Origin of the sequence: Streptomyces sp. NPDC048521, from assembly GCF_043199855.1 — a bacterium.
Taxonomy (GTDB): domain Bacteria; phylum Actinomycetota; class Actinomycetes; order Streptomycetales; family Streptomycetaceae; genus Streptomyces.
On record NZ_JBICWR010000038.1, the window covers coordinates 1 to 26,085 of the forward strand.

The 26,085-nt window shown below is 69.3% G+C and carries 29 protein-coding genes and 4 pseudogenes; 14 read left to right on the forward strand and 19 right to left on the reverse strand.

From position 1 onward, the window contains the following. The first annotated feature begins 236 nt into the window (after nucleotides 1-236). The gene (locus ACGFRF_RS41025) at nucleotides 237-434 is read left to right on the forward strand and encodes a hypothetical protein (protein ID WP_393749149.1); all 198 of its coding nucleotides are present in this window, start codon (nucleotides 237-239) and stop codon (nucleotides 432-434) included. A 61-nt stretch (nucleotides 435-495) separates the two neighbouring features. On the opposite strand, the gene ACGFRF_RS41030 is transcribed toward ACGFRF_RS41025, so the two are convergent. Next, nucleotides 496-1,452, reverse strand: coding sequence for an alpha/beta hydrolase family protein (locus ACGFRF_RS41030; protein WP_393749151.1), 957 nt, complete (start codon nucleotides 1,450-1,452; stop codon nucleotides 496-498). 109 nt (nucleotides 1,453-1,561) lie between these two features. Between ACGFRF_RS41030 and ACGFRF_RS41035 the strand changes: the two genes are divergently transcribed. Continuing rightward, nucleotides 1,562-2,152: a helix-turn-helix domain-containing protein gene (locus tag ACGFRF_RS41035; RefSeq protein WP_393749153.1), complete on the forward strand. Its 591-nt coding sequence runs from the start codon at nucleotides 1,562-1,564 to the stop codon at nucleotides 2,150-2,152. An 89-nt stretch (nucleotides 2,153-2,241) separates the two neighbouring features. Here ACGFRF_RS41035 and ACGFRF_RS41040 read toward each other — a convergent pair. The 3 genes and pseudogenes from ACGFRF_RS41040 to ACGFRF_RS41050 all read right to left on the reverse strand — a co-directional run. Beyond that, a pseudogene (locus tag ACGFRF_RS41040) lies at nucleotides 2,242-3,339 on the reverse strand (transposase); the annotation flags it as partial. A 102-nt stretch (nucleotides 3,340-3,441) separates the two neighbouring features. Further along, complete coding sequence (locus tag ACGFRF_RS41045; protein WP_393749155.1) at nucleotides 3,442-4,287, reverse strand: RNA polymerase sigma factor SigF; 846 nt, start codon at nucleotides 4,285-4,287, stop codon at nucleotides 3,442-3,444. 452 nt (nucleotides 4,288-4,739) lie between these two features. After that, the gene (locus ACGFRF_RS41050; RefSeq protein WP_393749157.1) at nucleotides 4,740-4,892 is read right to left on the reverse strand and encodes a hypothetical protein; all 153 of its coding nucleotides are present in this window, start codon (nucleotides 4,890-4,892) and stop codon (nucleotides 4,740-4,742) included. 418 nt (nucleotides 4,893-5,310) lie between these two features. Between ACGFRF_RS41050 and ACGFRF_RS41055 the strand changes: the two are divergent. Next, nucleotides 5,311-5,541: pseudogene (locus tag ACGFRF_RS41055) on the forward strand (hypothetical protein); the annotation flags it as partial. Here ACGFRF_RS41055 and ACGFRF_RS41060 read toward each other — a convergent pair. From ACGFRF_RS41060 to ACGFRF_RS41070, 3 genes are all read right to left on the reverse strand, one after another. Then, nucleotides 5,464-5,670: a hypothetical protein gene (locus ACGFRF_RS41060; RefSeq protein ID WP_393749158.1), complete on the reverse strand. Its 207-nt coding sequence runs from the start codon at nucleotides 5,668-5,670 to the stop codon at nucleotides 5,464-5,466. The pseudogene ACGFRF_RS41055 and the gene ACGFRF_RS41060 sit on opposite strands and share 78 nt — an antisense overlap. Before the next feature lie 39 nt (nucleotides 5,671-5,709). Then, on the reverse strand, nucleotides 5,710-6,156 hold the full coding sequence (locus tag ACGFRF_RS41065; RefSeq protein ID WP_393749160.1) for an ATP-binding protein: 447 nt from the start codon (nucleotides 6,154-6,156) through the stop codon (nucleotides 5,710-5,712). A gap of 233 nt (nucleotides 6,157-6,389) precedes the next feature. Next, on the reverse strand, nucleotides 6,390-6,593 hold the full coding sequence (locus tag ACGFRF_RS41070) for a hypothetical protein (protein ID WP_393749162.1): 204 nt from the start codon (nucleotides 6,591-6,593) through the stop codon (nucleotides 6,390-6,392). A gap of 157 nt (nucleotides 6,594-6,750) precedes the next feature. Between ACGFRF_RS41070 and ACGFRF_RS41075 the strand changes: the two genes are divergently transcribed. Beyond that, entirely contained in the window at nucleotides 6,751-7,020 is a 270-nt protein-coding gene (locus ACGFRF_RS41075) for a DUF3761 domain-containing protein (protein WP_393749164.1), read from the forward strand. Between the two features lie 321 nt (nucleotides 7,021-7,341). Here ACGFRF_RS41075 and ACGFRF_RS41080 read toward each other — a convergent pair whose 3' ends face one another. Further along, entirely contained in the window at nucleotides 7,342-7,512 is a 171-nt protein-coding gene (locus tag ACGFRF_RS41080; RefSeq protein WP_393749166.1) for a hydrophobic protein, read from the reverse strand. A gap of 205 nt (nucleotides 7,513-7,717) precedes the next feature. Here ACGFRF_RS41080 and ACGFRF_RS41085 point away from each other — a divergent pair, with 205 nt between their 5' ends. Both ACGFRF_RS41085 and ACGFRF_RS41090 read left to right on the forward strand, forming a co-directional pair. Continuing rightward, complete coding sequence (locus ACGFRF_RS41085) at nucleotides 7,718-7,843, forward strand: TipAS antibiotic-recognition domain-containing protein (protein ID WP_393749168.1); 126 nt, start codon at nucleotides 7,718-7,720, stop codon at nucleotides 7,841-7,843. A gap of 49 nt (nucleotides 7,844-7,892) precedes the next feature. Next, a complete protein-coding gene (locus tag ACGFRF_RS41090; RefSeq protein ID WP_393749170.1) occupies nucleotides 7,893-8,036 on the forward strand; it encodes a hypothetical protein in 144 nt (47 codons plus the stop codon). A 105-nt stretch (nucleotides 8,037-8,141) separates the two neighbouring features. On the opposite strand, the gene ACGFRF_RS41095 is transcribed toward ACGFRF_RS41090, so the two are convergent. The 6 genes from ACGFRF_RS41095 to ACGFRF_RS41120 all read right to left on the reverse strand — a co-directional run bounded on the left by ACGFRF_RS41095 (nucleotide 8,142) and on the right by ACGFRF_RS41120 (nucleotide 11,655). Further along, complete coding sequence (locus ACGFRF_RS41095) at nucleotides 8,142-8,375, reverse strand: hypothetical protein (protein ID WP_393749172.1); 234 nt, start codon at nucleotides 8,373-8,375, stop codon at nucleotides 8,142-8,144. Between the two features lie 183 nt (nucleotides 8,376-8,558). Continuing rightward, the gene (locus ACGFRF_RS41100; protein WP_393749174.1) at nucleotides 8,559-9,086 is read right to left on the reverse strand and encodes a DinB family protein; all 528 of its coding nucleotides are present in this window, start codon (nucleotides 9,084-9,086) and stop codon (nucleotides 8,559-8,561) included. 38 nt (nucleotides 9,087-9,124) lie between these two features. Continuing rightward, nucleotides 9,125-9,970 (reverse strand): ExeA family protein, encoded by an 846-nt coding sequence (locus tag ACGFRF_RS41105; RefSeq protein ID WP_393749176.1) that lies wholly within the window; start codon nucleotides 9,968-9,970, stop codon nucleotides 9,125-9,127. A 490-nt stretch (nucleotides 9,971-10,460) separates the two neighbouring features. Next, nucleotides 10,461-10,802, reverse strand: coding sequence for a hypothetical protein (locus tag ACGFRF_RS41110; protein ID WP_393749178.1), 342 nt, complete (start codon nucleotides 10,800-10,802; stop codon nucleotides 10,461-10,463). A 102-nt stretch (nucleotides 10,803-10,904) separates the two neighbouring features. Next, nucleotides 10,905-11,222, reverse strand: coding sequence for a hypothetical protein (locus ACGFRF_RS41115; protein ID WP_393749180.1), 318 nt, complete (start codon nucleotides 11,220-11,222; stop codon nucleotides 10,905-10,907). Nucleotides 11,223-11,454: 232 nt separating this feature from the next. Next, entirely contained in the window at nucleotides 11,455-11,655 is a 201-nt protein-coding gene (locus tag ACGFRF_RS41120; protein WP_393749182.1) for a hypothetical protein, read from the reverse strand. A 485-nt stretch (nucleotides 11,656-12,140) separates the two neighbouring features. Between ACGFRF_RS41120 and ACGFRF_RS41125 the strand changes: the two genes are divergently transcribed. Then, entirely contained in the window at nucleotides 12,141-12,320 is a 180-nt protein-coding gene (locus tag ACGFRF_RS41125; RefSeq protein WP_393749184.1) for a hypothetical protein, read from the forward strand. 444 nt (nucleotides 12,321-12,764) lie between these two features. On the opposite strand, the gene ACGFRF_RS41130 is transcribed toward ACGFRF_RS41125, so the two are convergent. The 4 genes and pseudogenes from ACGFRF_RS41130 to ACGFRF_RS41145 all read right to left on the reverse strand — a co-directional run. Beyond that, the gene (locus tag ACGFRF_RS41130; RefSeq protein ID WP_393749186.1) at nucleotides 12,765-14,165 is read right to left on the reverse strand and encodes an isopeptide-forming domain-containing fimbrial protein; all 1,401 of its coding nucleotides are present in this window, start codon (nucleotides 14,163-14,165) and stop codon (nucleotides 12,765-12,767) included. A 731-nt stretch (nucleotides 14,166-14,896) separates the two neighbouring features. After that, a complete protein-coding gene (locus ACGFRF_RS41135) occupies nucleotides 14,897-15,310 on the reverse strand; it encodes a hypothetical protein (protein WP_393749188.1) in 414 nt (137 codons plus the stop codon). Nucleotides 15,311-16,041: 731 nt separating this feature from the next. Continuing rightward, nucleotides 16,042-16,689: pseudogene (locus ACGFRF_RS41140) on the reverse strand (ISAzo13 family transposase); the annotation flags it as partial. A 37-nt stretch (nucleotides 16,690-16,726) separates the two neighbouring features. Beyond that, nucleotides 16,727-17,098, reverse strand: a pseudogene (locus ACGFRF_RS41145) (transposase); the annotation flags it as partial. Here ACGFRF_RS41145 and ACGFRF_RS41150 point away from each other — a divergent pair. Next, a complete protein-coding gene (locus ACGFRF_RS41150) occupies nucleotides 17,037-17,504 on the forward strand; it encodes an NAD(P)-dependent oxidoreductase (RefSeq protein WP_393749204.1) in 468 nt (155 codons plus the stop codon). The pseudogene ACGFRF_RS41145 and the gene ACGFRF_RS41150 overlap by 62 nt on opposite strands. Nucleotides 17,505-17,615: 111 nt before the next feature. On the opposite strand, the gene ACGFRF_RS41155 is transcribed toward ACGFRF_RS41150, so the two are convergent. Beyond that, entirely contained in the window at nucleotides 17,616-18,533 is a 918-nt protein-coding gene (locus ACGFRF_RS41155; RefSeq protein WP_393749190.1) for a LysR family transcriptional regulator, read from the reverse strand. Nucleotides 18,534-18,622: 89 nt separating this feature from the next. Between ACGFRF_RS41155 and hisD the strand changes: the two genes are divergently transcribed. The 6 genes from hisD to ACGFRF_RS41185 all read left to right on the forward strand — a co-directional run bounded on the left by hisD (nucleotide 18,623) and on the right by ACGFRF_RS41185 (nucleotide 25,786). After that, nucleotides 18,623-19,942 (forward strand): histidinol dehydrogenase, encoded by a 1,320-nt coding sequence (hisD, locus tag ACGFRF_RS41160; RefSeq protein WP_393749192.1) that lies wholly within the window; start codon nucleotides 18,623-18,625, stop codon nucleotides 19,940-19,942. Between the two features lie 121 nt (nucleotides 19,943-20,063). Then, nucleotides 20,064-21,428, forward strand: coding sequence for an ABC transporter substrate-binding protein (locus tag ACGFRF_RS41165; RefSeq protein ID WP_393749194.1), 1,365 nt, complete (start codon nucleotides 20,064-20,066; stop codon nucleotides 21,426-21,428). Then, nucleotides 21,425-22,444, forward strand: coding sequence for a carbohydrate ABC transporter permease (locus tag ACGFRF_RS41170; RefSeq protein ID WP_393749196.1), 1,020 nt, complete (start codon nucleotides 21,425-21,427; stop codon nucleotides 22,442-22,444). The genes ACGFRF_RS41165 and ACGFRF_RS41170 overlap by 4 nt, the downstream gene beginning before the upstream one ends. Next, nucleotides 22,441-23,250, forward strand: coding sequence for a carbohydrate ABC transporter permease (locus tag ACGFRF_RS41175; RefSeq protein WP_393749198.1), 810 nt, complete (start codon nucleotides 22,441-22,443; stop codon nucleotides 23,248-23,250). Before ACGFRF_RS41170 ends, ACGFRF_RS41175 begins: the two co-directional genes overlap by 4 nt. Further along, nucleotides 23,247-24,098, forward strand: a complete 852-nt coding sequence (locus ACGFRF_RS41180) for a nitrilase-related carbon-nitrogen hydrolase (protein WP_393749200.1) — start codon at nucleotides 23,247-23,249, stop codon at nucleotides 24,096-24,098. The genes ACGFRF_RS41175 and ACGFRF_RS41180 overlap by 4 nt, the downstream gene beginning before the upstream one ends. Next, on the forward strand, nucleotides 24,095-25,786 hold the full coding sequence (locus ACGFRF_RS41185) for a glycoside hydrolase family 13 protein (protein ID WP_393749202.1): 1,692 nt from the start codon (nucleotides 24,095-24,097) through the stop codon (nucleotides 25,784-25,786). Before ACGFRF_RS41180 ends, ACGFRF_RS41185 begins: the two co-directional genes overlap by 4 nt. The last annotated feature ends 299 nt before the right edge of the window (nucleotides 25,787-26,085 follow it).

The window sequence follows — 26,085 nt, forward strand, 5'->3', positions numbered from 1 at the left end:
GGTCGTGCCCTTCACCCAGGCCATGCAGGGATACGAGCGGATGCTCTCGGGCCAGGCCCGCTTCCGCGTCGTACTGGACACCGCGGCCTGAGACACCCCGCCGCCCGCGAGGAGTGCGGCCCTCGCGGGCGGCGGGTCGTGCGGGCGGACTCCGAGGGCCCCGCCCGCACCCGCCCTCTGCCCGGCATCCCGCCCCCACCCGCCACCCGCCCCGGCGGGTCTCCTCAGGACCTTGTGTGAAGAACGTCAGAGAGAACACCCCCGCGGACGGACACACGGTCCGCGCGGCCCGTATCGGCCTGCTCTCCGGCTCGCTCGGCACCGCCGGTCTCGGCGGTGCCTGGCAGTCGGCGGCGGCCGTCCGCCAGGGAGCTTCCGCAGAGGCGATCGCCGAGGTCACGAGTTTGCTCGCGCCGAGCGACGGCAGGCGTTGAGTTCGGCGGTACCCGGCCTGTCGGCGCTGTCGCGAGGGCGAGCGGGGCTGCCGACCGATGGTTAACAGGCGGCGCGAACGCTCATCCCTGGCCGTGACTTCAGCCAGTGGGCGATGTCGGCGATGACGGCGGGGTCGACATGCTGCGGAGTTCCGTATTCGGCGGGGGTGGATGGTCCTGCGCCGGGGAAGAACAGGTGGTTGTCGGCTTCGTAGACACGGATATCGGCTTCCGGGCGGCCGGCCAGGCCCGTCCGCCATCGCACGAGGTCGTTGGCGACGGTGACCTGGTAGTCGCGTCCTCCTTGGAGGATGAGCATCGGCTTGCTGAGTCCGGCCGCGATCGCGACCGGGTCGTAGTCACGCAGTTCGAGCCAGTACGGCGCGGACAGGCCGAACGGCAGATCCGCTGCGGGAGTCGAGGGCGTGAGCTCCGCGCTGTCGACCAGGGCGGCCTGCCGCTGGAAGGTCTCGATGACCGCGGGTGGGACCTGGTCGGGAAGCACGGCGGCGAGGTAGCTGACGACGCGGACAGCGGCGTGGTGCATCGGCTGCGTGTCACCGGCCATGATCACCAGGCCCGCCACCGTGGGTGCGGCGACGGCGACGGCGGGGGCAACCTTGCCGCCCATGCTGTGGCCGAGGACGAAGACCCGCTCGGGGTCCACCGAGCGGTGGCTACGGAGCAGGTCGACCGCGTCGACGGCATGCGGCACGTATTCCTGCGTCATCGTCAGGTCCGATGCCGCGGCCACATCGCGGTGGGCGTATGTCGCCTTGTCGAAGCGCAGCACCGTCGTCCCGCGGCTGGCGAGCCCCCAGGCCAGGTCCTTGAGCGGTTTGTTCGGCCCGCTGGTCTCGTCGCGGTCGAACGGCCCACCACCGGCGAGGAGCACCACGCCGGGGCCGGGAGCCTGCCTGCGAGGGACACTCACCGTGCCTGACACCGCGAATGGGCCGGTGCCGACGGTGACCTCATGCTCGCTGAAGCGGCCGGGCTCGGCATAGGGCGGTGGCATCCAAGCGAGTTCTGAGCCGGTCATGGACTCTGTCGCGGCGCCGTCAGGCATCCCATCACAACCTTTCTCAATGTATGCGAACAGTAGCACGGCATGAGATCATTGCGGGATGGATGCTTTCGAACTCTTGGCCCACCCGGTGCGGTTGCGAGTGGTTCATGCGATGCGCGGCGGCAGGGAACTGACCACCGCCGAGCTATGCGACCGCATCCGGGACGTCTCGAAGGCCACGGTCTACCGGCACGTCGACCTGCTCGCAGCCGGCGGGGTCCTGGAAGTCGCCCTGGAGCGGCGCGTGCGCGGCGCGGTCGAGCGTCGCTACCGGCTGCGCCGCGACCGCGCGGGGATCACCACAGACACGGCCAATTCACTCTCGCTCGACGACCATCGCAGCGCGTTCGCCGCCGCTCTGGCGGTCCTGACTGCCGAATTTACCGCGTATCTCGACCGCGACACGGCCGACCCGGTAGCCGACCTGGTCGGCTACCGGCAGCATGCCGTCTGGCTCAGCCCTGGGGAACTGCACGGGATGATTGACGGGATGCGGGAGGCGATCGCCCCACACCTGGCCAACGAGCCATCACCCGACCGAACGCAGTACCTGATCAGCCCGATCCTCTTCCCCGTCGAAGCGCCGCCGACCGAGACCGGCACCGATGACACCGCCGCGGGCAGCCAGAGCCCGGGAACCGGCATCTGAGCCAGGTCCACCACTGTCCCCGTGCCCGGTTTGCCCCGAAGCCCAAGCCGCACGACCAATTCCGTTACCGAGAATGCTGATGCACCTTCCTACGCATCATCGGTGGTATCGGGGGCCCGCGGCGGGCGCAGGCCGCCAGGCAGGTCGGGCAGCTGGAACGAGTACCGGCCGAGCATGTTGACGTGGTGCCGTACGAACGGCGAGAGGCGCGCCACGTCCTCGTCGCGGACGTCGAAGCCGTCGCCCGCAGCTGAGTTACCGCCGCGTCCATGTACCTCATGGTGAACAGCACAAGGGCGTTGAGGACCAGTCCGAGCACGCCGATCTGGTCCTCCATACCGTCCTGGTAGCGCTGGTAGAGCTGTCCGGCCCGTCCGTGGAAGATCTTCCGGGCCAGGGAGTGGCGGCCCTCCTGGAGGTTGGCCTGCGCCTTGATCTGCCGGCGGTAGCCGGGCTCGTCGGCCAAGCGCAGGATGTGCAGGGTCTTGGCGATCCGTCCGTAGTGCGCGATCGCGTCGCCGAGCGGGGTGGGGCGCCCGTCCCGGGACAGCATGCGGATGACGTCGTAGGCGCGGACAGCTCCGGTGTGGATGGAGCCGATGATCCGCAGGATGTCCTCCCAGTGCCGCTCGATCCTGCTGAGGTCGATCCGGCCCCGGGCGGCGTCCTGGAAGGCGCCGTAGTCGGCGGTGCGGTTGATGCGCCACATCTTCTGGTCTGGCAGGTCCGCGAGTTGCGGGGCGTACGCGAACCCGGCGAGCGTGAGCAGTCCGAAGACGATGTCGCTGTACGCGGCGGTGTCGGTGACGATCATCTCCGGGCGCTTGCCGCCGTCGCGGTCGTAGAGGACGTCCAGCACGTACAGCGAGTCGCGCGGGGTGCCGGCCACGACCTTCCCGCCGAGCCCTGCCGCCTGATCGTTGATCATGTTGAGCCAGGTGGCGCCGCCCCGATGTCCGAAGTACTTCGGGTTCGGCCGCGCGTACACGCTGGGCACGGGGACGACGAACCGCATCCCGTCGACTGAGGCGACCAGCCCGCCGCCCCACGCCTGGGCAAGCGGGATGGCCGCCTGGTGCTCGATCAGCGTGGCATTCGCCGCCCGGTACGTGGCGAGCCGCAGATACGTCTGGTCGACGTGAAAGCCGCCTGTACTTCAGCGCGTCGATACCGCCAATGACCGGTGTGTCTTCACTGTGCGCCTTCAGTGGCGATTTGTCTCACTGTGATGGCATGTGTGTGAGGGAACAGCTACGGGTCGGGCGACTGGGGCCGGGCGTGTGGCGCTGTCAGCGGGTGGTGAGCATGCCTTCGCGTAGGCGGGCCAGGCAGCGTGAAAGCAGGCGGGAGACGTGCATCTGGGAGACGCCGAGGCGTTCGCCGATCTGGGCCTGGGTGAGTTCATCCACGAACCGCATGTGGATGATCTGCCGGTCCCGTTCGTCGAGTGCGGCGATCATCGGGGCGAGGGCGTGGAAGTCCTCCACGAGTTCGAGAGCCTGGTCGTCGGTGCCGATGAAGTCGGCCAGGGCCGTCTCGCCGTCCTCGCTGCTGCTGATGGCGGCGTCCAGGGAGGTGGAGTTGTAGCCGTTGGAGGCCAGGCGGGCCTCGCGGACTCCGTCCTCGGGCAGGCACATCAGCTCCGACAGTTCCTTCACCGTCGGCGTGCGGCCCAGGCGGCTGCGCAGTTCTTCGGTGGCGCGAGCGAGCTGGACGCGGGCCTCCTGCAGTCGGCGCGGCACGTGCACGGCCCAGGTTGTGTCGCGGAAGAACCGCTTGATCTCCCCCACGATGTAGGGGATGGCGAAGGAGGTGAACTCCACCTCCCTCGTGAGGTCGAACCGGTCGATCGCCTTGATCAGCCCGATCATGCCGACCTGGACGATGTCCTCCATCTCCTCCGGCCCGCGGCTGCGGAACCGGCCGGCCGCGAAGCGGACCAGGGACATGTTCATCTCGATCAGCGTGTTCCGCGCGTACTGGTACTCGGGGGTGCCCTCCTCGAGGACGGCTAGCTGGTCGAAGAACAGACGTGTCAGCTGCCGGGCGTCCTTCGGCGCAACCTGGGACGGGTCGGCGACCTCCGGCAGACCGGTTACGTTCGTGTCCGTCTTCGCCGCAGTCACTGTCGTCATGATGCTTCCCTCCCCTATCCCTGCATGATGCCGGCCTGTCACGGGCTGACGGCAGCGCGCCTACCCCGGCATCTGCAGGTCATGCACACAACGGAAAATGGGCGCGCTCCTTTGCCTGCAGGGCAGCTGTCGCCTCGGCCGCGAAGCCACCATCCGCACCGGACGAGATCCGAGGAAGAGACTCGCAGCGGGCGGCCGGGGCGGCGGCTTTCGGACCGGGCCCCCGATGCACCGCCGTGCAGGGGGCCCACGAGCACGCCGCCTTCCGTGTCCCTCATGCCGGCGGGCGCCCGAACGAACATATACACCCGAACCCTTGCTATTCATACTTGAATATTCGGGAACCGGATACGTCACCGAGGGGACGATCCTTCGCGATTCGTGACTAATCGGCTGGCCTGCTACTTGTTTTCCTGTCCCTGGGCCTCACAGCTACTGGCCTGGTGTCCCGGTCAGCAGGCCGACGAGTCGGGGTGTGCTGCCGGGCGTTGGCGCAGCCCGAACAGTACGTCGCATCCCGTGATCTCCAGCACCCGGATGAGGGTGGGCGCTCGCAGGCCCGTCAGGACGAACTGCGTCCCGGCCTGAGCAGCCAGTTCCCTCATCGTTATCAGAGCCCTGACTCCTGCCCCGTCGCAGAACGACACCGCGGGACAGGTCCACCGCCAGGCGAACGGGCTGCTGCTCAAGGCACTGCCGGACAACCGTGACCAGCTCATCGCCGGTGAAGGTGTCGAGCTCGCCGAAGACTCCCACCGAGTGCACCCCGCCGTCGCGGGCGACCAGGGTCGTGATCCGTCCAGCACCATTCATCTGCAGCCTCCCTCGACAGCGGTGACACGGACGGTCAGGGCGCCGCCCGCCTGGTGGCGGGATGTCGGATACGGGTGGGTGCCGGGCAGGTACACGGCCGGCCAGCGCCAGGTGTGGGGCCGGGAGGGCTGTCCGCGGCACCTGGCTGCCTGTGTGGTGACGTACAGCGCTCGCGAGAATGCTGAGAGGTCACGCCGGGCAGGCGAAGAAATGGTGTCTTCCACGCCCCGTCCGCTGCCAGGTCCGGTGATCGCTGCCGTCTCTTCCCACCTGGATGAGCCGGTCGTGCCGCCGTACGACGAACTGCTGAACGAGCTAGCGCGTCTGCGGGATGAGAACCGACACCTCCAGCAGGCGCTCGCCTCACACGCGGTCCTCCACCAGGCCATCGGCGTCCTGACCGTCCTGGCCGGCATACCGCCCGGCGAGGGGTTCACCGTGCTGCGGGAGATCTTGCAGCACACCAACACCAAACTGTCCGCCGTCGCCGAAAAGATCATCGAGCACGGCCTGGGCGCCGCCCTGCCCCACCCGCTCCAGAGCGCACTGCACGCCGCTCTCGCCCGCCACGCCCCCTGGCCATACACGGACAGCCGGCCGGCCCCCCGCCTACAGGGGCGTGCGTCCGGTGATGCTGCCGCCCGGGTCGTCCGGCAGGGCGATGCGGACGGTGATGCGTTTGCCCACCGGTTCGCGCACCACCTCGAAACTCTGGGCCACGGCCATCACGATCTCCAGGCCGTGCTGCCCCACCCGGCCCGGATCCGCCGCCCGCGGCACCGGCAGCACCGGTTCACCGTCCCACACGCTCACCTCGACCAGGTCCCCGGCGATCCGCAGCTCCATCAGCACCGGGCCCGGCGCGTACTTGCGGGCATTGGTGACCAGCTCGCTCACCACCAGCCGGGTCAGATCCATCGCACGGTCCGACACCGGCAGCCCGTGCTCCGCCTGCACACCGGCCAGAAACGAGGCAGCCACCCCACGGGCCTCGGCGATACAGCCGTCGTCGCCCTGCAGAGCGACCGCCGTCCGGACCGGCTCAGCCTCCGGCACAGCACCGTCCTCACCCACAGGAACTGATTCCACCAAGGCCCTCACCCTTCACCCCCGGCGTCTACCCACCGGCCCATCCCCCACGCCCCGGTCCGACCTGTCTGGCCCAACCCGCACAGGCGCTGCACGTAGGATGCAGATCAGCCTGCCGGGAGAACCGGTCCGTAAGTATCACCGACAGTGCCAAGGCAAGCGTGGCGGACTCCGACAAAGCCCACGAGCCCGGCCCCCTGTCAGTCACAGCCACCGCCACCGACGGCATCCACGTGCTGACCCTGGCCGGGGAGATCGACCACGACACCGCCCAGCCCCTCCGCCAGCAGGTTGATGCCGGTGGAGCCCATGAAGGTGACCTGCCGCATGTCGATGACGACGCGTGGCGGGGAGCCGAAGCGGGGAAGGTCCAGGGCGTGCATCGTGGAACTCGACACGATCATCGACTGCTATCCCACCCTCCGCGACGCCCTCCCCCCCCTGACCCGCCCCACCCGGCCCGAACCCAGGGTAAGGAGGTGCAAAGTCACCCGAGGAGGCAGTTGAGAGCGCTATAGGCTCCCGCTGCACTTGCTCAGCTTCAAAAAAAGGGGGGATCGTTTGCGCACTCGTCTTGCTGCCTGCGCTGTGGTTGTCGCCGCCGCTGGCGTCTTCTTCAGCGCGCCGTCCGCTTCCGCGGCGACGCTGTCGTCCACCAACACCGCGCACCACTGCATCCACCACACCACCGGGGTGTGCGGCTGGACGCACCACAAGAAGCCCGCGAACAAGTACGAGACCGCGAAGTGCAAGGACGCTTCCCCGTCGTACTCGCGGCACTCGCAGGGCACCTGCTCCCACCATCACGGCGTCCGCTACTGGTTCAAGTAGCGCCTGCTGCTGCGTCTTCGCGCAGCACCGGGCGCCGCAGGCTCTCCTGGCGGTAAACAGGCTGGCGTTTCGTCGCGCGGCGGGCGTTCAACCGGGGCTCGTGCAGCAGCCCCGCAGAAATGAGGAGGCGCAGGGTTCCACTGCTGCTTCTGCGGGGCCGGTGCATGACCCACGTACCCTCTGATGCGCCCGGTACGCCCGATCTATCCGCTCCGTCTTAGCGGGGATGCGCCTCTTGCATGACGTGGGGCCCGGCCTGTCCGGCCGGGCCCCACGTCATGCTCCGCTACAGGTAGCGCTCCTCACGCTGAGGATCTGTGTCTACCAGCGGTACCAGCGGCCCTTGCGGCCTGTGCCGTCCGCGGACCGGACGACGAAGCCCAGCACCCACACGATCAGCACGATCACCGCGATCCACCACAGCGCCTTCAATGCGAAGCCCGCACCGAAGAGGATCAGAGCCAGAAGAAGAACCAGAAGCAATGGAACCATCGTTATCAACCTCCTGGCCACCAGATGCCCTTACTCCGCCCCTACAAGCACACAAAAGAGGAGTTTCTTCCGTGGGATGACGGGCATGTGCGCGCCATGCACGATTCCCCCCTCTCCGGCGTCTGATGCACCGCAGTTATACAGAAACGATCACTCAATGCACTGCTGTGGCCTTGGGTTTGTCGGCGCACGGGGCATCTGCCGGATGTGGACGCCGGACGCGGCCGCGTTCAGGGCCCTGGGGCAGAGCTACGTCGACGACGCCCAGTGGGGCGCGGCCTACGACCAAGTCGCCGCCGGGCTGGCCGAATACCAACGCCGGACTGGCTGACAAACTCAAGCGCTACAACCTGCCCACTCGCGCAGCCCGGAACACCGCCATGGTGCAAGCACTCGCCGACATGCCACCGGTGCTGATCTCCGACCTGATCGGCATCCAGCCGAGAACTGCGAAACGCTTCGCAGCCTTGTCCAGCGAGAACTGGTCCGACTACCTGGCCGGCCGCCATCCTTCTCGCGCCTGAGGATCACAGAAGGGCGCAGGCGCACACGACAGGGGTGGCTTCACGCTGGTGTGTCGGACAGTTCGCATCTAGGACGATATAAGCCCGGCGCCGTCGTGGTGGCCGCTACGCCCGCTCTACCGTGCGATGACCGTTTGCGGCTGTCGGCTGATCGTCTGGTGACAGGCGGTTGATGCGGTACACATCCGGCACGCAGAGGTTCAGGACGGTCGCAGCAGCAATCATTCCTGCACAGGTCAACAGCACTGCCTGGCTGCTCCATGAGTGGGCCGCAAGAGCGGTGATGAGGTAGCCCAAGGGGATGGCGAGGCGCTCCCCGACACCGTTGAAAGCACTCATGCGGCCCTGTTTGCTGCCCGGCGTTGAAAATGCCGACGAAGGCGGCGTTCACGATGCCGATGGACTGTGATGGTGAAGCCCCGCCGGTGGGGATCCCGGCGGGGCGGCTGTCGGCAAGGTGTCGTTTTCTTCGGCATGGTGCCGGTTGTGTTGAGACTCCTTGAGATCGTCAGCTATGGGCGGTCACCGTTGAGCGGTGGTGCTGGCCCCATCGAGTGCTTCCCGGATGATGTCCGCGTGTCCGGCATGCTGGGCTGTCTCCCTGATCAAGTGCAGCAGGATCCGGCGTGCAGACCAGTGGACGGGCTCTGGTGGGGACCATGGGGTCTTGGGGAGGGGAACGCTCTGGCCGAGGTCCGGCAGGGCGGCCACGGACTCCTCAGTCGTCTGAGCAGCGGTTGTGTACTGCTCCAGCAGCCCAGCGAGCGTCTCGCCTTCGACCATGCGGTATTGGTCCAGGTCGAGCATGCCCTCCGGCAGTTCTCCGTCTCCCTTGACCATGATCTGCGTCCAGACCTGCTCACCCCGGGTGAGGTGCTTGAGAATGCCGCCCAGGGTGAGCGCGCTCACCGTCGTGTGTTCTGCGGCCTGGGCGTCGGTGATGTCGCGCATGGTGATCAGCAGTAACGCCCGCTGTTCCGCGAGTGCATGCAGCAGCTCACCGTGTTCGTCTGGAAGAGACGGGGCTGGGTTTTGCGACGAAGTGGTCATGGACCGACCGTAGGAAGAATTTAGGCCATCGGCTGTCCTCATTGCTCCTCCGGGGCGGCCCAGCGGGTGACTCGGTCGCCGACCACCTCGCTCACTGCGGCGCGGGCGGCGGCCTCGTCGACGAGGTTCTTGCCGGTGGCGAACGCGGCGACCAGGGCCTGCAGGGAGAGGTTGTTGACCGCTCTGGGGTAGCCGCGCGAGGTCGTGTGGATCAGCGTGAGGGCGTCCTCGGTGAACAGTTGGTCCGGGCGCCCGGCGATCTTCAGGTGGTGGGTGACGTAGCTGGTCGTCTCGGTCGAGGTCATGCCCGGCATGGTGTAGCGCAGGGCGGTGCGCTGTTCGAGTGCGGCCAGGACGGCGAGTTTCATGGTGCGTCTGAGGGTGGGCTGGCCGACGAGCAGGCAGGACAGCGGGGAGTCCTGGTCCATGCCCTGGTTGGTGAGCATGCGGACGGTCTCCAGCTGTTCGTAGGACATCAGGTGGGCCTCGTCGATGACGAGGACGGGGGTGCGTCCGCGTTCCTCCCGCTCGGACAGCAGGGCCTTGCCGGTCTGGACGGTCAGGCGGGACCCGAGGTGGGAGGGGGTCTGGCCGAAGGCGTTGACGATCTCCTCGTGGATGCCGCGGACGCCGATCATCGGGTTGGGGATGTAGACGACGGTGTACTTCGACGGGTCGAGGGTGTTCAGGCAGGTGCGGACGGAGACGGTCTTGCCGGCGCCGACCTCGCCGGTGACCACGCCGATGGAGCGTTCGGCGATGCACCAGGAGATGCGGGCGACGGCCTGGTTGTGGGAGTCGTGCCGGTGGAGCATGCCGGGCGCCAGGTTGCGGCCGAAGGGCATGCGCTCGAACCCGTAGTGAGCTTGCAGTTTTTCAATCACGCGGATTCTCCTGGAAGTTGGCGGGTCGAAGGCTGGGTGAGGTCGACGGCGTCGGCGGGTGGTTCGGCCAGCGCCGCGTAGTTGATCTTCTGTCCGACACGGCCAAGTCGGGCGGCCTGTAGACCATCCACCCGGCAGCGGCCGGACCGGGGTACGATTCGGTCGCTCGATGCACCGGCTGACACGGCCTGGCGGCCTGACGATCGCCAGGCCGCCAGCATGCAGTTCGCCAGGGCACAGCGAGCCTGACACCTGGCTGCGGGCCCCGCGCATGACGGTCGAGGCCTACTCACCGCGGTAATCGCGGTCAGTGCCTGGCACTCATGCAGCCCGTGCTGCACCCCGGGTGCGGGCCAGCTGCCGCAGCTCGGCACGCGCCGCCGGCACCGAGGGGACGCTCCCTGGCGAAATTCGCCCTGCAGCCGCCCGTGATCCGGGTGGGTGGGGGCGGACACCAGGGAAGGTGTGGTGCCGGACATACGCGAAAAGCTCAGGGCTGGTTGACGTGTACGCCTGAGGGTTCGGTCTCCAGTGCCTCGCGGTTGAAGACCAGCAGGCCCAGGAAGAACAGCCCGCCGGCGAAAATCAGCCCGACCACGATCAGGACGGGGATGAGCGCCTCCGCGGGCGCCACCAGCACGAACAGCGAGATGACCGACCACACCAGCGCGCAGATCGCGACCGGCAGCTCGAAGCGGCCGAGGTTGAACGCGCCCTTCCTGCGATCCAGCCGTCGGCGCACCGCCAGATAGAGAACGATCGTCAGGCCGTAGGTGAGCGCCGGCAGGATCGTCGATGCGGTGATCAGCTTCAGCGGTGCGGCACCGGGCAACGCGACCATCAAACGGGGTCGTCGGCGTCCCACTGCGGGAAGCCCCACGGGTTGCTGGCCGCGACGTCGAGAACGTCTCAGACCATCTGCTCCTCTACCTCATCAGATAGACCCGCGCCCAGCCGTCCCGCTGAGCTCTTCCCACCACCAGGAGATAGCCGGGTACGGAGGGGCCGTGAGGCACGTTCCTGGCGGCGCGTGTTCGGACACGGTCACCTGCGGCCCGCCTCCGGGGGCGTAGTAGCGCAGGGCGTGCGTGCCGAAGTAGATGTTCCCGGAGACGACGTTCTCGACGCAGTGCAGGTAGCGCTGTAGGTCCGGGCTGGCGGTGGGCAGGATGTCCGCGCGCAGTCTCGTGTACAGGTGCAGGATGCGGTCGCGCAGGGCGATGCCGTCGGTGATGGACTCGGCTTCGGTCAAGTCCGGCCCGTTCGGATGAACCTTTCTCTCCCCCTCCCGGCGCGGCGCCGGGCCGGGCTCTTCTGATGGTGGCCAGACCCGGCTCTTGCCAACACGCCGGACTCGTCCGGGTGGCCCTCCCCCGAGACCGACCGGTTCCGCGTCATCCGCAGCGACACCGACCGCCAAGGACGGGCCCGGGAACGCGAAGTCGCCGAGCCCTCCTCGCTTTGAGGTCCCCGGTGGTGGCCGCCTACTCGAAGCAAGGGGCCCCGCACAGCACGGTGACCGTGCCGCTGTCGCTGGCCGCTGTGGAAGGGACGTGATGGGCGGTGGTTGTGGGGGTCTTGTTGGTCTTCCAGGGCATGGGGGCGGTGATGGCCTGGGGAGCGAGGGCCGTGAAGACCGCGGTGCTCATCAACACGGCGGCTATCGCGTGCTTGCGTAGACGCATCTGAACTCCTCGAACGATGACGGACCATTGAGGTTCGGCGGCCGACACACTCTGCGGGCAAGCCGCCATGGCTGGCTACCAGTCTCACTGTGCGCGCAGCCTCGAACCAGGTTCTTCGGAGGAGTCCGGCGCTTCTGTGCACGGTCACCAGTTCTCTGTCCTCTGTCCACAGGCTGACGGGCCGACCCTGCTGGGACGTCGCCGTGATCGGCACGGCGCCCGTACGTCAGGAGCTGCCCATCGTTCCCTCGCTGCCCCCGCACCTGGTCCAGCTCGGCTTCGACTACGTCCTGGCCGTGGAGGCCGGAGACGACGTCCAGGCCGCGCGGCTCGCGCCCGAGGTGGAGCAGTTACCCGGGACTGCTGCCGGGCATCGCGGAGCTGGTCGTCCTCCCCGTGACCGCACTGTCCGACGACACCGACCCCTGCGCCGACTCCTTCGTCCTGGACGAGGTCGACGTCATCTACCTGATGGCGATCCGCGAGTGGGCCACGCACGCCCCGCGGCCGCCGCGCCGGGGATCGCCCGCGCCATCGCGCACTTCGTAGGCCAGGTCCTCGCCGACGCACCGACGGACGCCGTCCGGACTCTGCAGGAGCTGCGCGATGAACAGGTGGCGCGGGCCGGTGCGGTGGTGGAGAACGTGGTGGCTCTGCAGCGCTGACCGCACCACCGCACCGGGTGGGTGCGCACCGGTGCGGTGGTGCGCACCCACCCGGTCCGCACTGGTGCGGTAGTGCGCCTCCACTCGGTGGGCGATGTGCGTTGGTGCGGCCGACGCGCGGGAGCACCGGGTGGACGCGGTGCGGTGGAGTGGGCCCGGGTGGAGACGGTGGAGGCGGTGCGTCTCCTTGACCTGAGTTGAGGACACTGTTGGCGAATCCGGCCGCTGTGTTCTCCTTGGCGGTCCGAAGGGTTGCCACGCGAGCTGGGACGGGTTCACGGACTCGCTGCAGCAGGATGAGCCGGTCGGAAAACCCTGAGTGTGGGATGACGGTTCTGCTGGCCCGGGAGTAGGGCTCCGGGGCCCTACTCCCGGCCGTGTACCTCCGCAGGGGTGGGCCGGGAGTAGTTGTCGGCAGTGGCCTTCGCGGCGATGGGCTGGGGGTTATTCCTTGCTGGCGCAGGGGTCGCAGCAGGAGGGGGCCGGTTCGACGCAGACGCTGACGGTGTCGGTGTTGTTGGTGGTGTCGGGGTCCTTCTCGTTGGCGGTGGCGGTGGCGGTGTTGCTGGTCAGTCCGGCCGTGGTGGCCTTGGCCCGCAGTACGAGGGTGGCGGTGGCGCCGTCGGCCACGTCGCCCACGGTCCACTGCCCGGTGGCCGGGTCGTAGCTTCCGGCACCTTTGGCGGACAGGAAGGTGAGGCCGTCGGGGAGCTGGTCGGTGACGGTGACGCCGGTGGCGTCGTTCGGGCCGGCGTTGTGGACGGCGATGCGGTAGGTCACGGTCTGGCCGACGGTGACGGTGGTGGCGTCGGCTGCCTTCGTCACGGTCAGGTCGGCGGCCGGCTTGACCTGTGTGATCTGCTCGTTGGAGGTGGACGTCAAGGGCTCCGGCGTGTCACCGAGCCGGTTCTCGTAGGAGGCGGTTGCGGTGTTGCTGATCTGTTTGCCGCCGCTGGCCCGGTCGATGACGGCCCGGTACTCCACCGTGGTTCCTGCCGGCAGGGTCTCGGTGCTGGGCAGGCTGCCCCCGTCCGCGGCGGAAGCGCCGTTGCCGAGATGGAAGACGACCTTGTTCGCCGCGGCGTCGTAGTACGCCTGGTCGTCACCACGGGCGTCGCTCTTCGCTCCGGCGTTCGGGCCGTCGACGATGCGCAGGGAGCCGGGCAGATACGTCGTGCCCGGCGGGATGACGTCGCTCAGGATGAGGTTCTCGGCCCCGCCGCCGCCTTCGTTCTTGGCGGTGATGCGGTAGGTGACGACGTCGCCCACCTCCAGCGGCCCGGCGGGAATGGCGGTCTTGGCGAGTTCCACGTAGGGGGCGGTGCCGAAGAAGATGCCGTCCAGGAAGTTGCCGACGCTGGGGTTGCCGCCGGCGGCGGAGATGGAACGGAAGGCGAAGCGCGTCGTCGTCTGGCCTGCCGGGACGGTGTAGGTACCGGTGTAGTAGCCCCAGGCGGTGTTGCCGTCGGTGAAGCGCCTTTGCTCCACCGTGGAGCCCGGCGCGCCGATGTCCAGCGCCATGGTGTCGTCCCCCTGGCGGCCGCGGTGGTACAGCCGCCAGTACAGCTTCGTACCGGGCGTCGTCGGCAGGTCCTGGTAGAGCGTGGAGACCTCGTAGGCGTTGAGCTCGGCGAACTGGGCGCCGTCGGCTGCCGGGACACCGTTGTAGCCCGAATGCCACAGCTCGATCCTGTGGTCGGAGGCGGTGGTGAGCCAGCCGGGGACCCGTTTGGCCGCCTGCGTCTGTGAGGCGTCCGGCAGGATTTCCACACTGGTCACGGCGGGCTGCTCGAAGCTGCCGTTGACCAGGGCGACGCGGAGCGGAGCAGCGGGAGGTGTGGTCATGGTTCTTCCCCTTGAGTCGATGCTTCTGGAATGCGCCGCTGGCCGGCCGCACACTGCGCGCCGTAGCGAAGCCGAAGCATCCCGTAGCGCATCGCATCCGAATGAACACGTAAAGTGACGATGGGAGGGGTTCAGTCGATCCCGCGAGGCACGTTTGCGGAATCCGTCCCCGGAACCACTCCCCCACGCCGTTTCCTGCAGGAGACCAAGGCAGCCACAGGCGCCACATCTGCCTCTCCACTCCCGCCAGCCCACCCCGTCATGGCCGAAAGCCCTCGTTGATCCTTTGCGGTTGTCCCTGCTCAGAGTGAATCAGCCACCGGCGAAGTTGACGCTCCTGGCGCAGTGGCACGGCCGAGGAGGAACGGCGCAGTAACCGGGGTTCATGTGACGACAGCCCTCATGACCCGTTGTGGTCGTGAAGGCCGACGTTCTGCCTGGGGAGGGTGTCGGTGTCATTGCACGCCAGGCAGATCGACGGGGTTCCTGAGGAGACGGTCCGGGCGCCGCGGGCTGCGTTCCCGAAGGGCAGCCTGGCGATGCTGGTCCGTGATGAGTTCGGCGAGCTGTTGTTGGATGCGGACTTGGCTGGGCTGTACCCGAGCAGGGGGAAGCCAGCGTGGTCGCCCGGATCGGCTGGCGCTGGTGGCGATCATGCAGTTCACCGAGGCCCGGGAGGCGGGGCATCGTCAGTGCGCACCACCGCACCGGGGGCGCGCCATCGGGCGCGCTCAGTGGCCGGCTTCCCGGCCTCGGTGCGGTCCGGGTTGCTGTGGGTGGTTCGCCTGCTGGTCGTCCTCGCGCACCGGGTGCGGCGTCTCGGCGTCGTCGCGGCGCGCGTAGCGGTTCATCGTGGTGCGGGCCCGGCCGGCCGCCGCGGTGAATGCCTCCCCGAGGTGGCGCAGTCGTTCGGCGGTGAGATCGAGGGCTTCCACGTCCGTGCGGGATTCCCGCAGGGCCCGCAGCGCCGTCAGGTCCATCGCCTCGCGGCGGCCGGGCTCCTGCTCCTGGTCGTCGTGCTCGGGGTCGGCCGACTCGGGCGCAAGCAGCAGCTCGGGCATCGCCGCCTGCTGGTGGGCGACGACGTCGTACGCCCGGCCCCGCACGGCGGTGGCGGTGGTGGTGCGCAGCTTCTCCCGGACCACCGCGCCGGCGAGGACGGCCCGGTCGTAGTTCAGCGGGAGGCGGGGTATCTCCCACTCCTGCCGTGGGCGGCGCCATTGGGCTGGACGCCTGGGCGTACGTCAGTCACCGATACACGAACCGGTACTTCCGGCGTTGGCGTCACCGGTATGCATCATCGTCGGGAATGCCGAAGGGAGGGGTCCGGAGTGGCCGCATTCATCGACCCCGGCCATGCGAGCCGTGATCTCAGACAGCAGCAGATGCAGGAACCGAGGGAGCGGCTGGCGAAGTCCACGAGCCTTGGTCAGCGCCTGAAGATCAGGACCGCCATATGGTCCTTGAGGCTGCAGATCCGTCTCGCAAGGAGCACCACCGCCAATTGGTGAGACAAATTCTCACTGAGGGGGCGGCATTCGTAGCAATCACCTAGACGTGCAAGAGGGGAGTCCCTCATAGCGGGGGGCCGTATGGAAAACTTGCGGCCCCCCGCTATTTGATCGGGCTACCCAACTCGCTTCGTTACTCCAGTTGGAGTTCGCTATTCCTGCTGGTCAGGAGCGTGTTTGTGAGTGTACTTGGTTGATGTACCGTCAGGTGCCTGGAGTTCGTGCCCCCCGGGTGCGGCGGCGGTAGTGGCAGCGGCGGGCGGTGGCCTGGTGACGGCGGCGCCAGCGGGACCAGTTCAGTGCATGGCCGGTGCGCCGCAGGTGCGTCAGCGAGAGGCGGCGGCCAGCGCGAGGTAGTAGGCCATGTGGCAGTCGACTTTGATCGGGTCCTTGCCCGGCCGCCAGGTGCGACCGGGCCGGTCTCGGTTGCCGAGCCATTCCTTGGCCTTGGTGTCGACGCTGATCACCGGCTGGCCGTCGTCAAGGAAGGCGGTGGCCGTGGCGTTCAGGTGGGCGAACTGGGCGTCGCGGTCCGGATGGCTGGCGCCCTCGGTGGTCTTGACGGTGCCCTGCAGGCTGTAGCCGAGGCCGTGCAACAGGCGCCCGACGGTTGGGGCACTGACCGGATGGCCCTGTGACGTCAGAGTCGAGGCCAGGGCCCTCAGCGACAAGGTGGTCCATCGCAGCGGGGAGACGGGATCACCCCGGGTCTGCGGCTCGATCAGCGTCTCCAGCGCCGGCAGCAGGCCGGGGTCGGTGACGGTCAACGGCTTGCGGCCAGCTCCCGCAGCCCGGACCCTCCGGGTCGGGACCGGGTCCCCGGCCAACTCGGTGACGCCACGCGCGATGGTGGCGGAACTGGTCCCGGAGGCGGCAGCAACCAGAGTGATCCCGCCGTGGCCGATGGCCGCGGCCTCGCTGGCTAGGTAGAGCCGACGGCGGCGCTCGTCGAGATGCGGCAGGATCCGATCGAACTTGGCCCGTAAGGCGATGACGGGTGGGCGCACGGTCATGGTCCACCCTCCCACCAACGCCGCCTGAGATACAAGCCCCGGCCGTGCCGGAGTACTGCCGCTGCACCCCGGCCGAGACCGTGCCTTTCTTGATGAACCCGGTGTCGTCGACGATCAGCACTCCTGCCGGGTCCCTGAGTCTCTCAGCGACGTATTCCTGCAGGTCATCGCGGATCTCGTCGGGATCCCAGCGGGCCCGGCTCAGCAGGTGCTGCAGTCCGGCGGGGGTGCGGTGACCGGCGTGCTCGGCCATCTGCCGGCTGTTCTTGCGACCTACCGGTCCGAGCAGGCCGTGCACGTAGGCCCGCATCCGCCGCCGCAGATCCACCCGGCCGAACCGGTGGCCGATCCGCACCAGCAGCTCTTCCCATTCCGCCGACCAGACATCGGGCTGTACATCATCTTGCACGACAAGCACAACGGCCCGCCGCACTCGGGCTCACGAACTCCAGGCGGACGCCCGCGCTCTGGCGTCGATGAAGGACGACGCGATCCTGGTCAACTCCAGCCGGGGTGGTCTCGTGGACACGGACGCCCTGCTGGAGACCCTGCGGGCGGGGCGGCTGAGTGGTGTCGGCCTCGACGTGTACGAGGAGGAGGCCGGCGTGTTCTTCCTCGACAAGTCGCTGGAGGTGATGACCGACGAACGCCTCGCTCGGCCGATGACCTTCAACAACGTGCTCATCACCTCGCACCAGGCGTACTTCACCCAGGAGGCGGTGCGGCAGATCGCCGAGACGACCGTGGCCAACGTGGCGGACTACCTGGCCGGCCGCACCAGCGGCAACACCCTCGTCCCGCCGCCCGCCGCTTGAGGTCCCTGGGGACGACACGAGGGTCCGCCCGCGCCCTGGGGCGGTGGGCGGACCGCCCGTCGAAGACTCCGATCACGTCCACAGGTCGTCTCTCGGACACCTCCGGGCCGCTCAATGCGCGAGCAGCATACGGCGGGCGAGCCGGGTGATCTCCCGGGTGGCGGGTGACAGTACGGTCCCCTGCCGTCGGACCACGGCGATGGTGTCGTACAGCGGTTCGGCGAATCCGACGGTGTGGAGGTTCTCCGGGAAGCCGCGGCTGCGCGCGACCGCGCGGGAGACGATGGTGTCACCCGCCCCCCGGGCCACGATGTGCAGAGCGGATTCGACGTGCTCGACCTCGATGACCGCGGACAGGGTGACGCCCTCCACCTGGGCGCGCTCGGCGAGTTGACGCCGTGTCGGGTCCCGCCAGCCGTAGTGGGCGTCGTACAGGATGAGCTTCGCCTCCGCGAGGTCGGCCATGGTGACCGGCCGCGTCGTGCGCTGCGGGTCCGCGGAGACGTAGACGACCTCGTCGCGCATGAGGGGCGTGACGTCGAGGCCCTCGGCGTCGATGGGAAGGACCACCAGCCCGGCTTCCAGGTCACCGGCCGTGACGGCTTCCGCGACCTCCACGGAATTGAGGCCGACGATCCGCAGCCGCACCTTGGGGTGACGGGCATGGAAGTTGTCCAGCAGCTCGGACAGGAAGTAGTAGTCCGCGTTGCGCAGCAGCCCGAAGGTGGCCACACCGCCGTCGAGGGAGGTCAGTGACCGCAGGGCCCGGTCGGCGCCTTCGGCCGCCTCGGTCGCCTGCTGGGCGTAGGGCAGGAGTTCCTCGCCCGCGGCGGTCAGGACCAGCCGTCGCGGCCCTCGGGTGAACAACGGCACCCGGTAGTGATCCTCCATGCGTTTGATCAGTTCCGAGACCGAGGGCTGCGTCGTCTGCAGCTCGGCCGCGGCGGCGGAGAAGGAGCCCAGCCGCGCGGAGGCGAGGAAGGCGCGCAGTTGGTTGAGGGTGATCGCGGGAGCGGATGGGGACGCCATGCCCGCCATGGTGCCATAGGGCGACCCTATGCAGCGTCGAGGATGATTCGGGGTTGTCCTAGGGCAAACGCTGCATCAGGCTCTCCCCTATGAAACTGAGCCCTCGCTTCACCACCGCTTTCGCTGACCGCTTCACCCTGCTCAAGGCCCCCGGAGTGGACGCTCCGCCGGCCCAGCGCGACCCTGAGGTGATCGCCACCGTCAGCCGGATGCTCACGGACATCGAACGCCACGGTGTCGACGCGATCCGACGTTACGCGAGCACCCTCGACGGCCAGCCCGACGGCGCGGTCGAACTCGGCGCGGCGGAGGTGGCCCGCAGCGGCGACCGGCTGCCGAAGGAGCTGCGGGAGGCGATCGAACTGGGCGCCGAGCGCACCCAGCGCTTCGCCGCGCTCCAGCGCGCGCATCTGACCGACTTCGAGGAGGAGATAGCCCCCGGCCTGGTGGTCGGGCAGCGGTACGTGCCGGTGGGAGCGGTCGGCGCGTATCTGCCGGCGGGCCGCTTCCCGCTCACGGCCAGCGCTTTCATGACGGTGGGCGTGGCCAAGGCCGCGGGCGTCCCGGCGGTGCTCGGGTGCACGCCGCCCCAGCCGGACGGCCGCGCCAACGACGCCGTCACCTACGCGGCCCACCTGTCGGGGATCGATCACCTCTTCGTCGTCGGCGGAGTGCAGGCTCTGGCCGCCATGGCCTTCGGCCTGCTGGGTCACCCGCCCGTCGACATGATCGTCGGTGCCGGCAACGCCTACGTGGCCGAGGCCAAGCGCCAGCTGTTCGGCACGGTCGCCATCGACCTGCTCGCCGGGCCCTCCGAGGTCGCCGTCATCGCCGACGAGACGGCCGACGCCGAGGCCGTCGCGGCGGACCTGCTCGGCCAGGCCGAGCACGGCCCCACCTCGCCGGCCGCGCTGGTCACCACCTCCGAACGGCTGGGACGGGACGTCATCGCCGCGGTCGAGCGCCAGCTGCTCACGCTGTCCACCCGGGACATCTGCGGTCCCGCCTGGCGGGACTACGGATCGGTGATCCTGGTGGGCACGCGGGAGGACGCAGTCGCGGTCATGGACGAACTCGCCCCCGAGCACCTGGAGGTGCACACCGGCGAGGACGACTGGTACCACGACGCGCTGCGCAACTACGGCTCCCTCTTCCTCGGTCACTGGAGCACGGTGGCCTACTCGGACAAGGGCATGGCCGGCACGAACCACACCCTGCCGACCGCGGGCGGTGCCAAGCACAGTGCCGGACTGTCCGTCTCCCGTTACCTCAAGCCGCTCACCTACCAGCGCGTCACCCGTGAGGCCACACCGCTGCTCGCCGAGGCCGTGGAGGTCATCTCCGCCAGCGAGGGCATGGCGGCCCACCAGGCCACGGCCACCCTCCGCCTGCGTACCTACGCCGGCTGACGCCGCGCGGGAAGTAAGCGACCGGTCCGGCGGACGCGCTGAGACCCTCCGCCGGACACACCGCAGCCACGCCCCCAGAAGATCCGAGCCAAGCAAGCCGCACAGAGAACCGGTGCACCACATGAAGTCCCCACGTCGTCGTGAAGGAGCGGGCTCCTCCCGGTTCATCCCGGGCGCCGCCGCAGCCGTCGCACTGGCCGCCGTCCTCGCCTGCGCCGGGTGCAGCCCGCCGGGGTCGGGGAAGTCCGCCGTCGCCGGGAGCCAGATCGCCGTCACCGACCCGGTCACCACCGCCCAGGTCGCCGCCCTCGGCGACGTCACCCTGCGCATGTGGGCGGACCAGGCGGAGAAACCGCTGATGAAGTCGGTGATCCCGGCCTTCGAGAAGAAGTACCCGAACGTCAAGGTCGACATCACCTACAAGAGCTTCGACGACCTGATCGCCACCGTCGTCAACGCCGCCTCCGGCAGCAACCCGCCCGACCTGTTCCAGGGCAACATCGGCTACGCGGTGGACGGGGCGCTGGTCAAGGCCAAGCTGGTGCGACCGCTGGACGACGTGGCGGCCGCCTACAACTGGATCACGGGCACCGGCGCGAGCACCCTGGCGCCCGCCCGCTGGAACGGCTCGGGCACCGCCTTCGGCAGCGGGAACCTCTACGGCATGTCGCCGATCAGCGAGGTCCAGGGCATCTACTACAACAAGGCCCTGCTCAAGGAGCTGGGCCTGAGACCGCCCCGCTCCCTCAAGGACCTCGAAAGGGCGCTGCCGGTCGTCAAGAAGGCCGGCAAGCAGCCGATCATGCTGGGCAACAGCGACCAGTACGCCGCCACCCACATCCTCTCCGACCTCGCCGTCACCGAGCAGAGGCCGGCCGCGATCCGCGACTGGATCGGCGGCAGGACGGGGACGACCTTCGTGACCGCCGGCACCGAAAAGGCCGCCGACACGATGGCCGACTGGGCGAAGAAGGGCTACTTCGGCTCCGGCTACGACGGCCTGAGCAACGAGGACGCCATCACCCGCTTCGCCAAGGGCTCGGGCGTCTTCTTCGTCGGCGGCTCGTGGAACGGCGCCACGCTCGACCCGGCGAAATTCGGCTTCGGGGCGCTGACAAGCGGCGGAGCCGGAGCCACCGCTTCGCCCTGGCACATCGCCGCCTCCTCCAAGGTGACGCCCGCCGCGGTCGCCTTCCTCGCGGCCCTGCACACCCCGAGAACCGGGCAGGAGATACTGGACACCGGCCGGCTGCCCGTCGTCACCGACGGCGTGAAGGGAACCAACAGCCTCCAGAACCAGACCCTCGACGCGCTGAAGCGCACGATCGCCGCCGGCACCCAGGTCGGCTACTACGACTGGAGCGCCACCGACATGCTCACTGTCATGGGCGGCAAGCTCCAGGAGGTCATGGCCGGCCGTACCAGCGGCGCCGACTTCACCAAGGCGGTCCAGGACGCCTGGCTGAAGGCGAGGCGGACGCGATGAGCACCGCGGCCCCCACCACAGGCCCCGGCACCGCCGCCCCCGCGGCGCCCACGTCCGGCACCGGCAGCGACCGCCGGCCACACCGCCGTCTGCCCGCCCTGCCCGCCTATTCCTGGTCCTCCCTGCTGTACGTGGCACCTGCCCTGGCCTTCTTCGCCGTCTTCGTCCTGTATCCCATCGGCGTGTCCGTGTGGTACTCGTTCTACGCCTACGACGGCCTGACGGTGGGCACGCCGGTCGGCTGGGGCAACTACACAGCCGTCTTCACCGACAGCGGGCTGCGTGCCGCGCTGCTGCACTCTCTGGTCCTGCTGTTCTTCTACTCCGTCCTGCCCGTCTGCGCCGGCCTGCTGCTGGCCGGTGCCATGTCCCGGATCCGCGTGTACGGACTGACCGTCTTCCGGGCGGTGCTGTTCCTGCCGCAGATCCTCTCCAGCGTCGTCGTCGCCGTCGCCTGGCGGAACCTGCTCGCCGAGGACGGCCCGGCCAACTCGGTGCTGAGAGCCGTAGGCCTGGGCCGGTTCGCCACGAGCTGGCTGGGCGACTTCCAGACCGCCCTGCCGTCGATCGGCGTGATCGGGACCTGGGTGGAGTACGGGCTGTGCATGGTGCTCTTCCTCAGCGGCATCGTCTCCATCGACCGCTCCACCTACGAGGCGGCCCGCCTGGACGGTGCCGGGCCGGTGCGGGAGTTCTTCGCCATCACGCTGCCCGCCCTGCGCCCGCAGATCTCGATCGCGCTGATTCTCACGATCACCTTCGCGCTGCGCAACTTCGACCTCGTCTGGAACACCACCCGGGGCGGCCCCGGCACCTCCACGACCGTCCCCAGCCTCTACGTCTACCAGGACGCGTTCAACAACCGCATGCTCGGCCGGGCCTCCGCACTGGCCATCGTGCTGACCGTAGTGATCCTCGTCGTCGTGGTGGCCGTGCAGCTGGCGCTGCGTGAGCGCGACGGCTCACGCCGCCGGCTCGCCAGGCCGGGCAGGCCGGGAAGGAAGGTGCAGTCATGAGGATCGCCCGTAGCGAGAGCATCGCCACGCACGCCCTGCTCGTCCTCGCCTCCGTCGTCGCCGTCTTCCCCCTGGCGTCGATCCTCGTCTCCTCGCTGCACGGCGTGGCCGGCTCCTCCGGCGGGGTGTCCTTCGCCAGCTACTCCACGGCGTGGACCGAGGGCCGTTTCGGGTCCGCACTGCTGTCGAGCGCCCTGGTGTCCGTCACCGTCGTCGTGGTCACCGTGATCCTCGCCAGCCTGGCCGGTTACGCGCTCTCCACCATGCGGGTGCCCGGCGGCAGAATCATCGTGGGCCTGCTGCTCGTGGGGCTCGTCCTGCCCTACGAGGTGACGGTGCTGCCCCTGTACGAGCTGCTCACCGGCTGGCACCTCGTCGACACCTACTGGGCGCTGATCCTGCCCCAGATCGCCCTGTCGGTACCGCTGGGCGTGCTGTGGATGCGGTCGTTCTTCGCCTCCTTCCCCGCGGAACTGCTGGAGGCGGCGCGCATCGACGGCACGAGCCGGCTGCAATCCCTGCGCCTGGTCGTGCTGCCCGTCGCCGGGCCCGCGGTCACCACCCTGAGCACGGTGCTCTTCCTGTTCACGTGGAACGAGTTCCTGCTGGCGCTCATCCTCGTGCCCGACAACGCCTCGGTGCAGACCGTGCCCCTCGCGCTCTCCTTCTTCTCCGGAGCCGCCCGCTCCAGCGACCCGGCCGTGACCGCGGCGGCCGCCGTCCTGGTCGCCCTCCCGGTCCTGCTGGCGTACGTCTTCCTCCAGCGGCGCCTGATCAGCGGCCTGACCGAAGGAGCCGTGAAATGACGCCCAGCCTCCCCCAGGACGGTGGCGTCGCCCGCGTGGTGTGCGAGCAACTGGCGCCGCGCGTCGGCGACCTCAACCACAACAAGGAACTGGTCCGTGACGCCGTACGGCGTGCCCTGTCCGACCGGGCCGACATCGTCGTCCTGCCCGAGCTGACCACGTCCGGCTACGTCTTCGCCGACGCCGAGGAGGCCCGGCGCACCGCGATCGGCGCCGACGATCCCTTCTTCGCCGATCTCAGGGCCATGCTGGCCGGTACCGACACCGTCCTCGTGCTGGGCTTCTGCGAAGACGGGGGCGACACGCTGTACAACAGCGCCGCCGTCGTCGACGCCGGCGGGGTGCGGGCCGTCTACCGCAAGACGCATCTGTGGGACCGGGAGACGCTCTTCTTCACCCCCGGCGAGCGGATGGCCCCGGTGGTCAGCACGCCCCACGGCCGCATCGGCGTACTGATCTGCTACGACATGGAGTTCCCGGAGATGCCCCGCCGACTGGCCATGGCGGGCGCCGATCTGATCGCCGTGCCCACCAACTGGCCGCTGGAGGACCATCCGACCGGCGAACGCCCCGCGGAGATCATCCAGGCCCAGGCAGCCGCGCGGGCCAACGGCCTCTACATCGCCTGCGCGGACCGCAGCGGCACCGAGCGCGGACAGCAGTGGACGCAGGGCACGGCCGTCATCAACCAGTACGGCTGGATCACCGCGGCCGCGACCGGGACGGGACACCGGGTCGTCACCGACCTCTTCCTCCACCTTTCCCGGGAGAAGGCCCTCTCCCCGCACAACGACCTGCTCGGCGACCGCCGAACCGACCTCTACGCCCAGGAGAGCCCGCTGCTATGACGACAGCCGACACCAAGCCCGCCCCGGCCTCCGCTCCCACCGGCCTCGCGGCGGACGACGACTGGTGGCGCACCGCCGTCATCTACCAGATCTACCCGCGCTCCTTCGCCGACAGCAACGGCGACGGCACGGGCGACCTGCCCGGCATCACCGCACGCCTCGACCACCTGGCGGACCTCGGCGTCGACGCCCTGTGGCTCTCGCCGTTCTACCCCTCACCGCAACGCGACGGTGGCTACGACGTCGCCGACTATCGCGCGGTCGACCCGCGCTACGGCACCCTCGCCGACTTCGACGCCCTGCTGGCCCGCGCCCACGACCTGGGCATCCGCGTCATCGTCGACCTCGTACCGAACCACTGCTCGGCGGAACACCCCGCGTTCCGGGCAGCGCTTGCCGCCGCGCCCGGCAGCGACGAGCGGGCCCTGTTCCACTTCCGCGACGGCCGCGGACCGGACGGCTCCCTGCCGCCGAACGACTGGACGTCCATGTTCGAGGGTCCCGCGTGGACCAGGATCACCGAAGCCGACGGCAGCCCGGGACAGTGGTACCTCCATCTGTTCGACCCCGGCCAGCCCGACTGGAACTGGGACAACCCCGCCGTGCGGGAGGACTTCGAGCAGACGCTCCGCTTCTGGCTCGACCGGGGAGCCGACGGGTTCCGGGTCGACGTCTGCGACGCCCTCGTCAAGGCCCCCGGCCTGCCCGACTGGCCGCATCCGACCCACGGTGTCATCGAGCCGGTCGACGGCGTGATGCCACCGATGTGGGACCAGGAGGGCATCCACGACATCTTCCGGAGCTGGCGCCGCCTGCTGGACACCTACGACGGCCGCCGCATCCTGTGCGCCGAGGCCTGGTTGCCGCCCGAGCGTGCCGCCCGCATCATCCGCACCGACGAGATGCACCAGGCCTTCAACTTCCGCTTCCTGGAGACACCCTGGCAGCCGGCCGCCCTGCGCACCGTCATCGACGAATCCCTGACCGCGAATGACGCGGTCGGCGCTCCCACCACCTGGGTGCTGTCCAACCACGACGTGATGCGCCACGCCAGCCGCTTCGGCTATGACGGCCCCGTCGCGCTGGAGCACGGCGTAGGCACCGACGACCCCCAGCCCGACCGTCCCCTGGGACTGCGCCGCGCGAGGGCGGCGACCGCGCTCATGCTCGCGCTGCCCGGCTCAGCCTACCTCTACCAGGGCGAAGAACTCGGCCTGCCCGAGGCGACCGACCTCCCCGACTCGGCCCGCCAGGACCCGGTCTGGGAACGCTCAGGACACCGCATCCGCGGACGCGACGGCTGCCGGGTACCGCTGCCGTGGACGGACCAGGGAACCGCCTTCGGCTTCAGCGACAGCCCCGAGACCTGGCTCCCCCAGCCCTCCTACTACGGCACCTACGCGGCATCCGCGCAGCTCGGCCGCTCCGACTCGACGCTGCGCCTCTACCACCGCCTGCTGACCCTGCGCCGCCACTACCGGCTCGGAGCGGGTGACTTCCGCTGGACGCCCTCCCCCGACCACGTCCTGCACTTCAGCAACGGTCCCATCGAGGTGATCACCAACCTGGGCACCGAGCCGATCCCCCTCCCACCCAGCACTCAGCTGCTGGCCGCCTCCACCGAGGTGACGGACCACCTTCCCCCGGACACCACGGTCTGGCTCACCAGGCACGAGCCGACCGTGTGAGTGATGCGGGGCACGCCAGTGGAACACCACGGCAGCACGGCACACCAAGTCGCAGCGTGTCGCACTCGGGTGCGGCGGTGCAGGCGGTAAGGGCCAGACTGGTGTGATGCAGGCGCACGAATGCGTCACCCAGCAGGCCACCGCCACGGCACCAGCGGACCGGCTGCGAAAACCGTGGTGGGGGGGGGGGGGGGGGGGGGGGGGGGGGGGGGGGGGGGGGGGCGGCGGGCGGGGGGGGGGGGCGGGGGCGCGGGGGGGGCCGGGGGGGGCGGGGGGGGGGGGGCGCGGCCGGGGGGGGG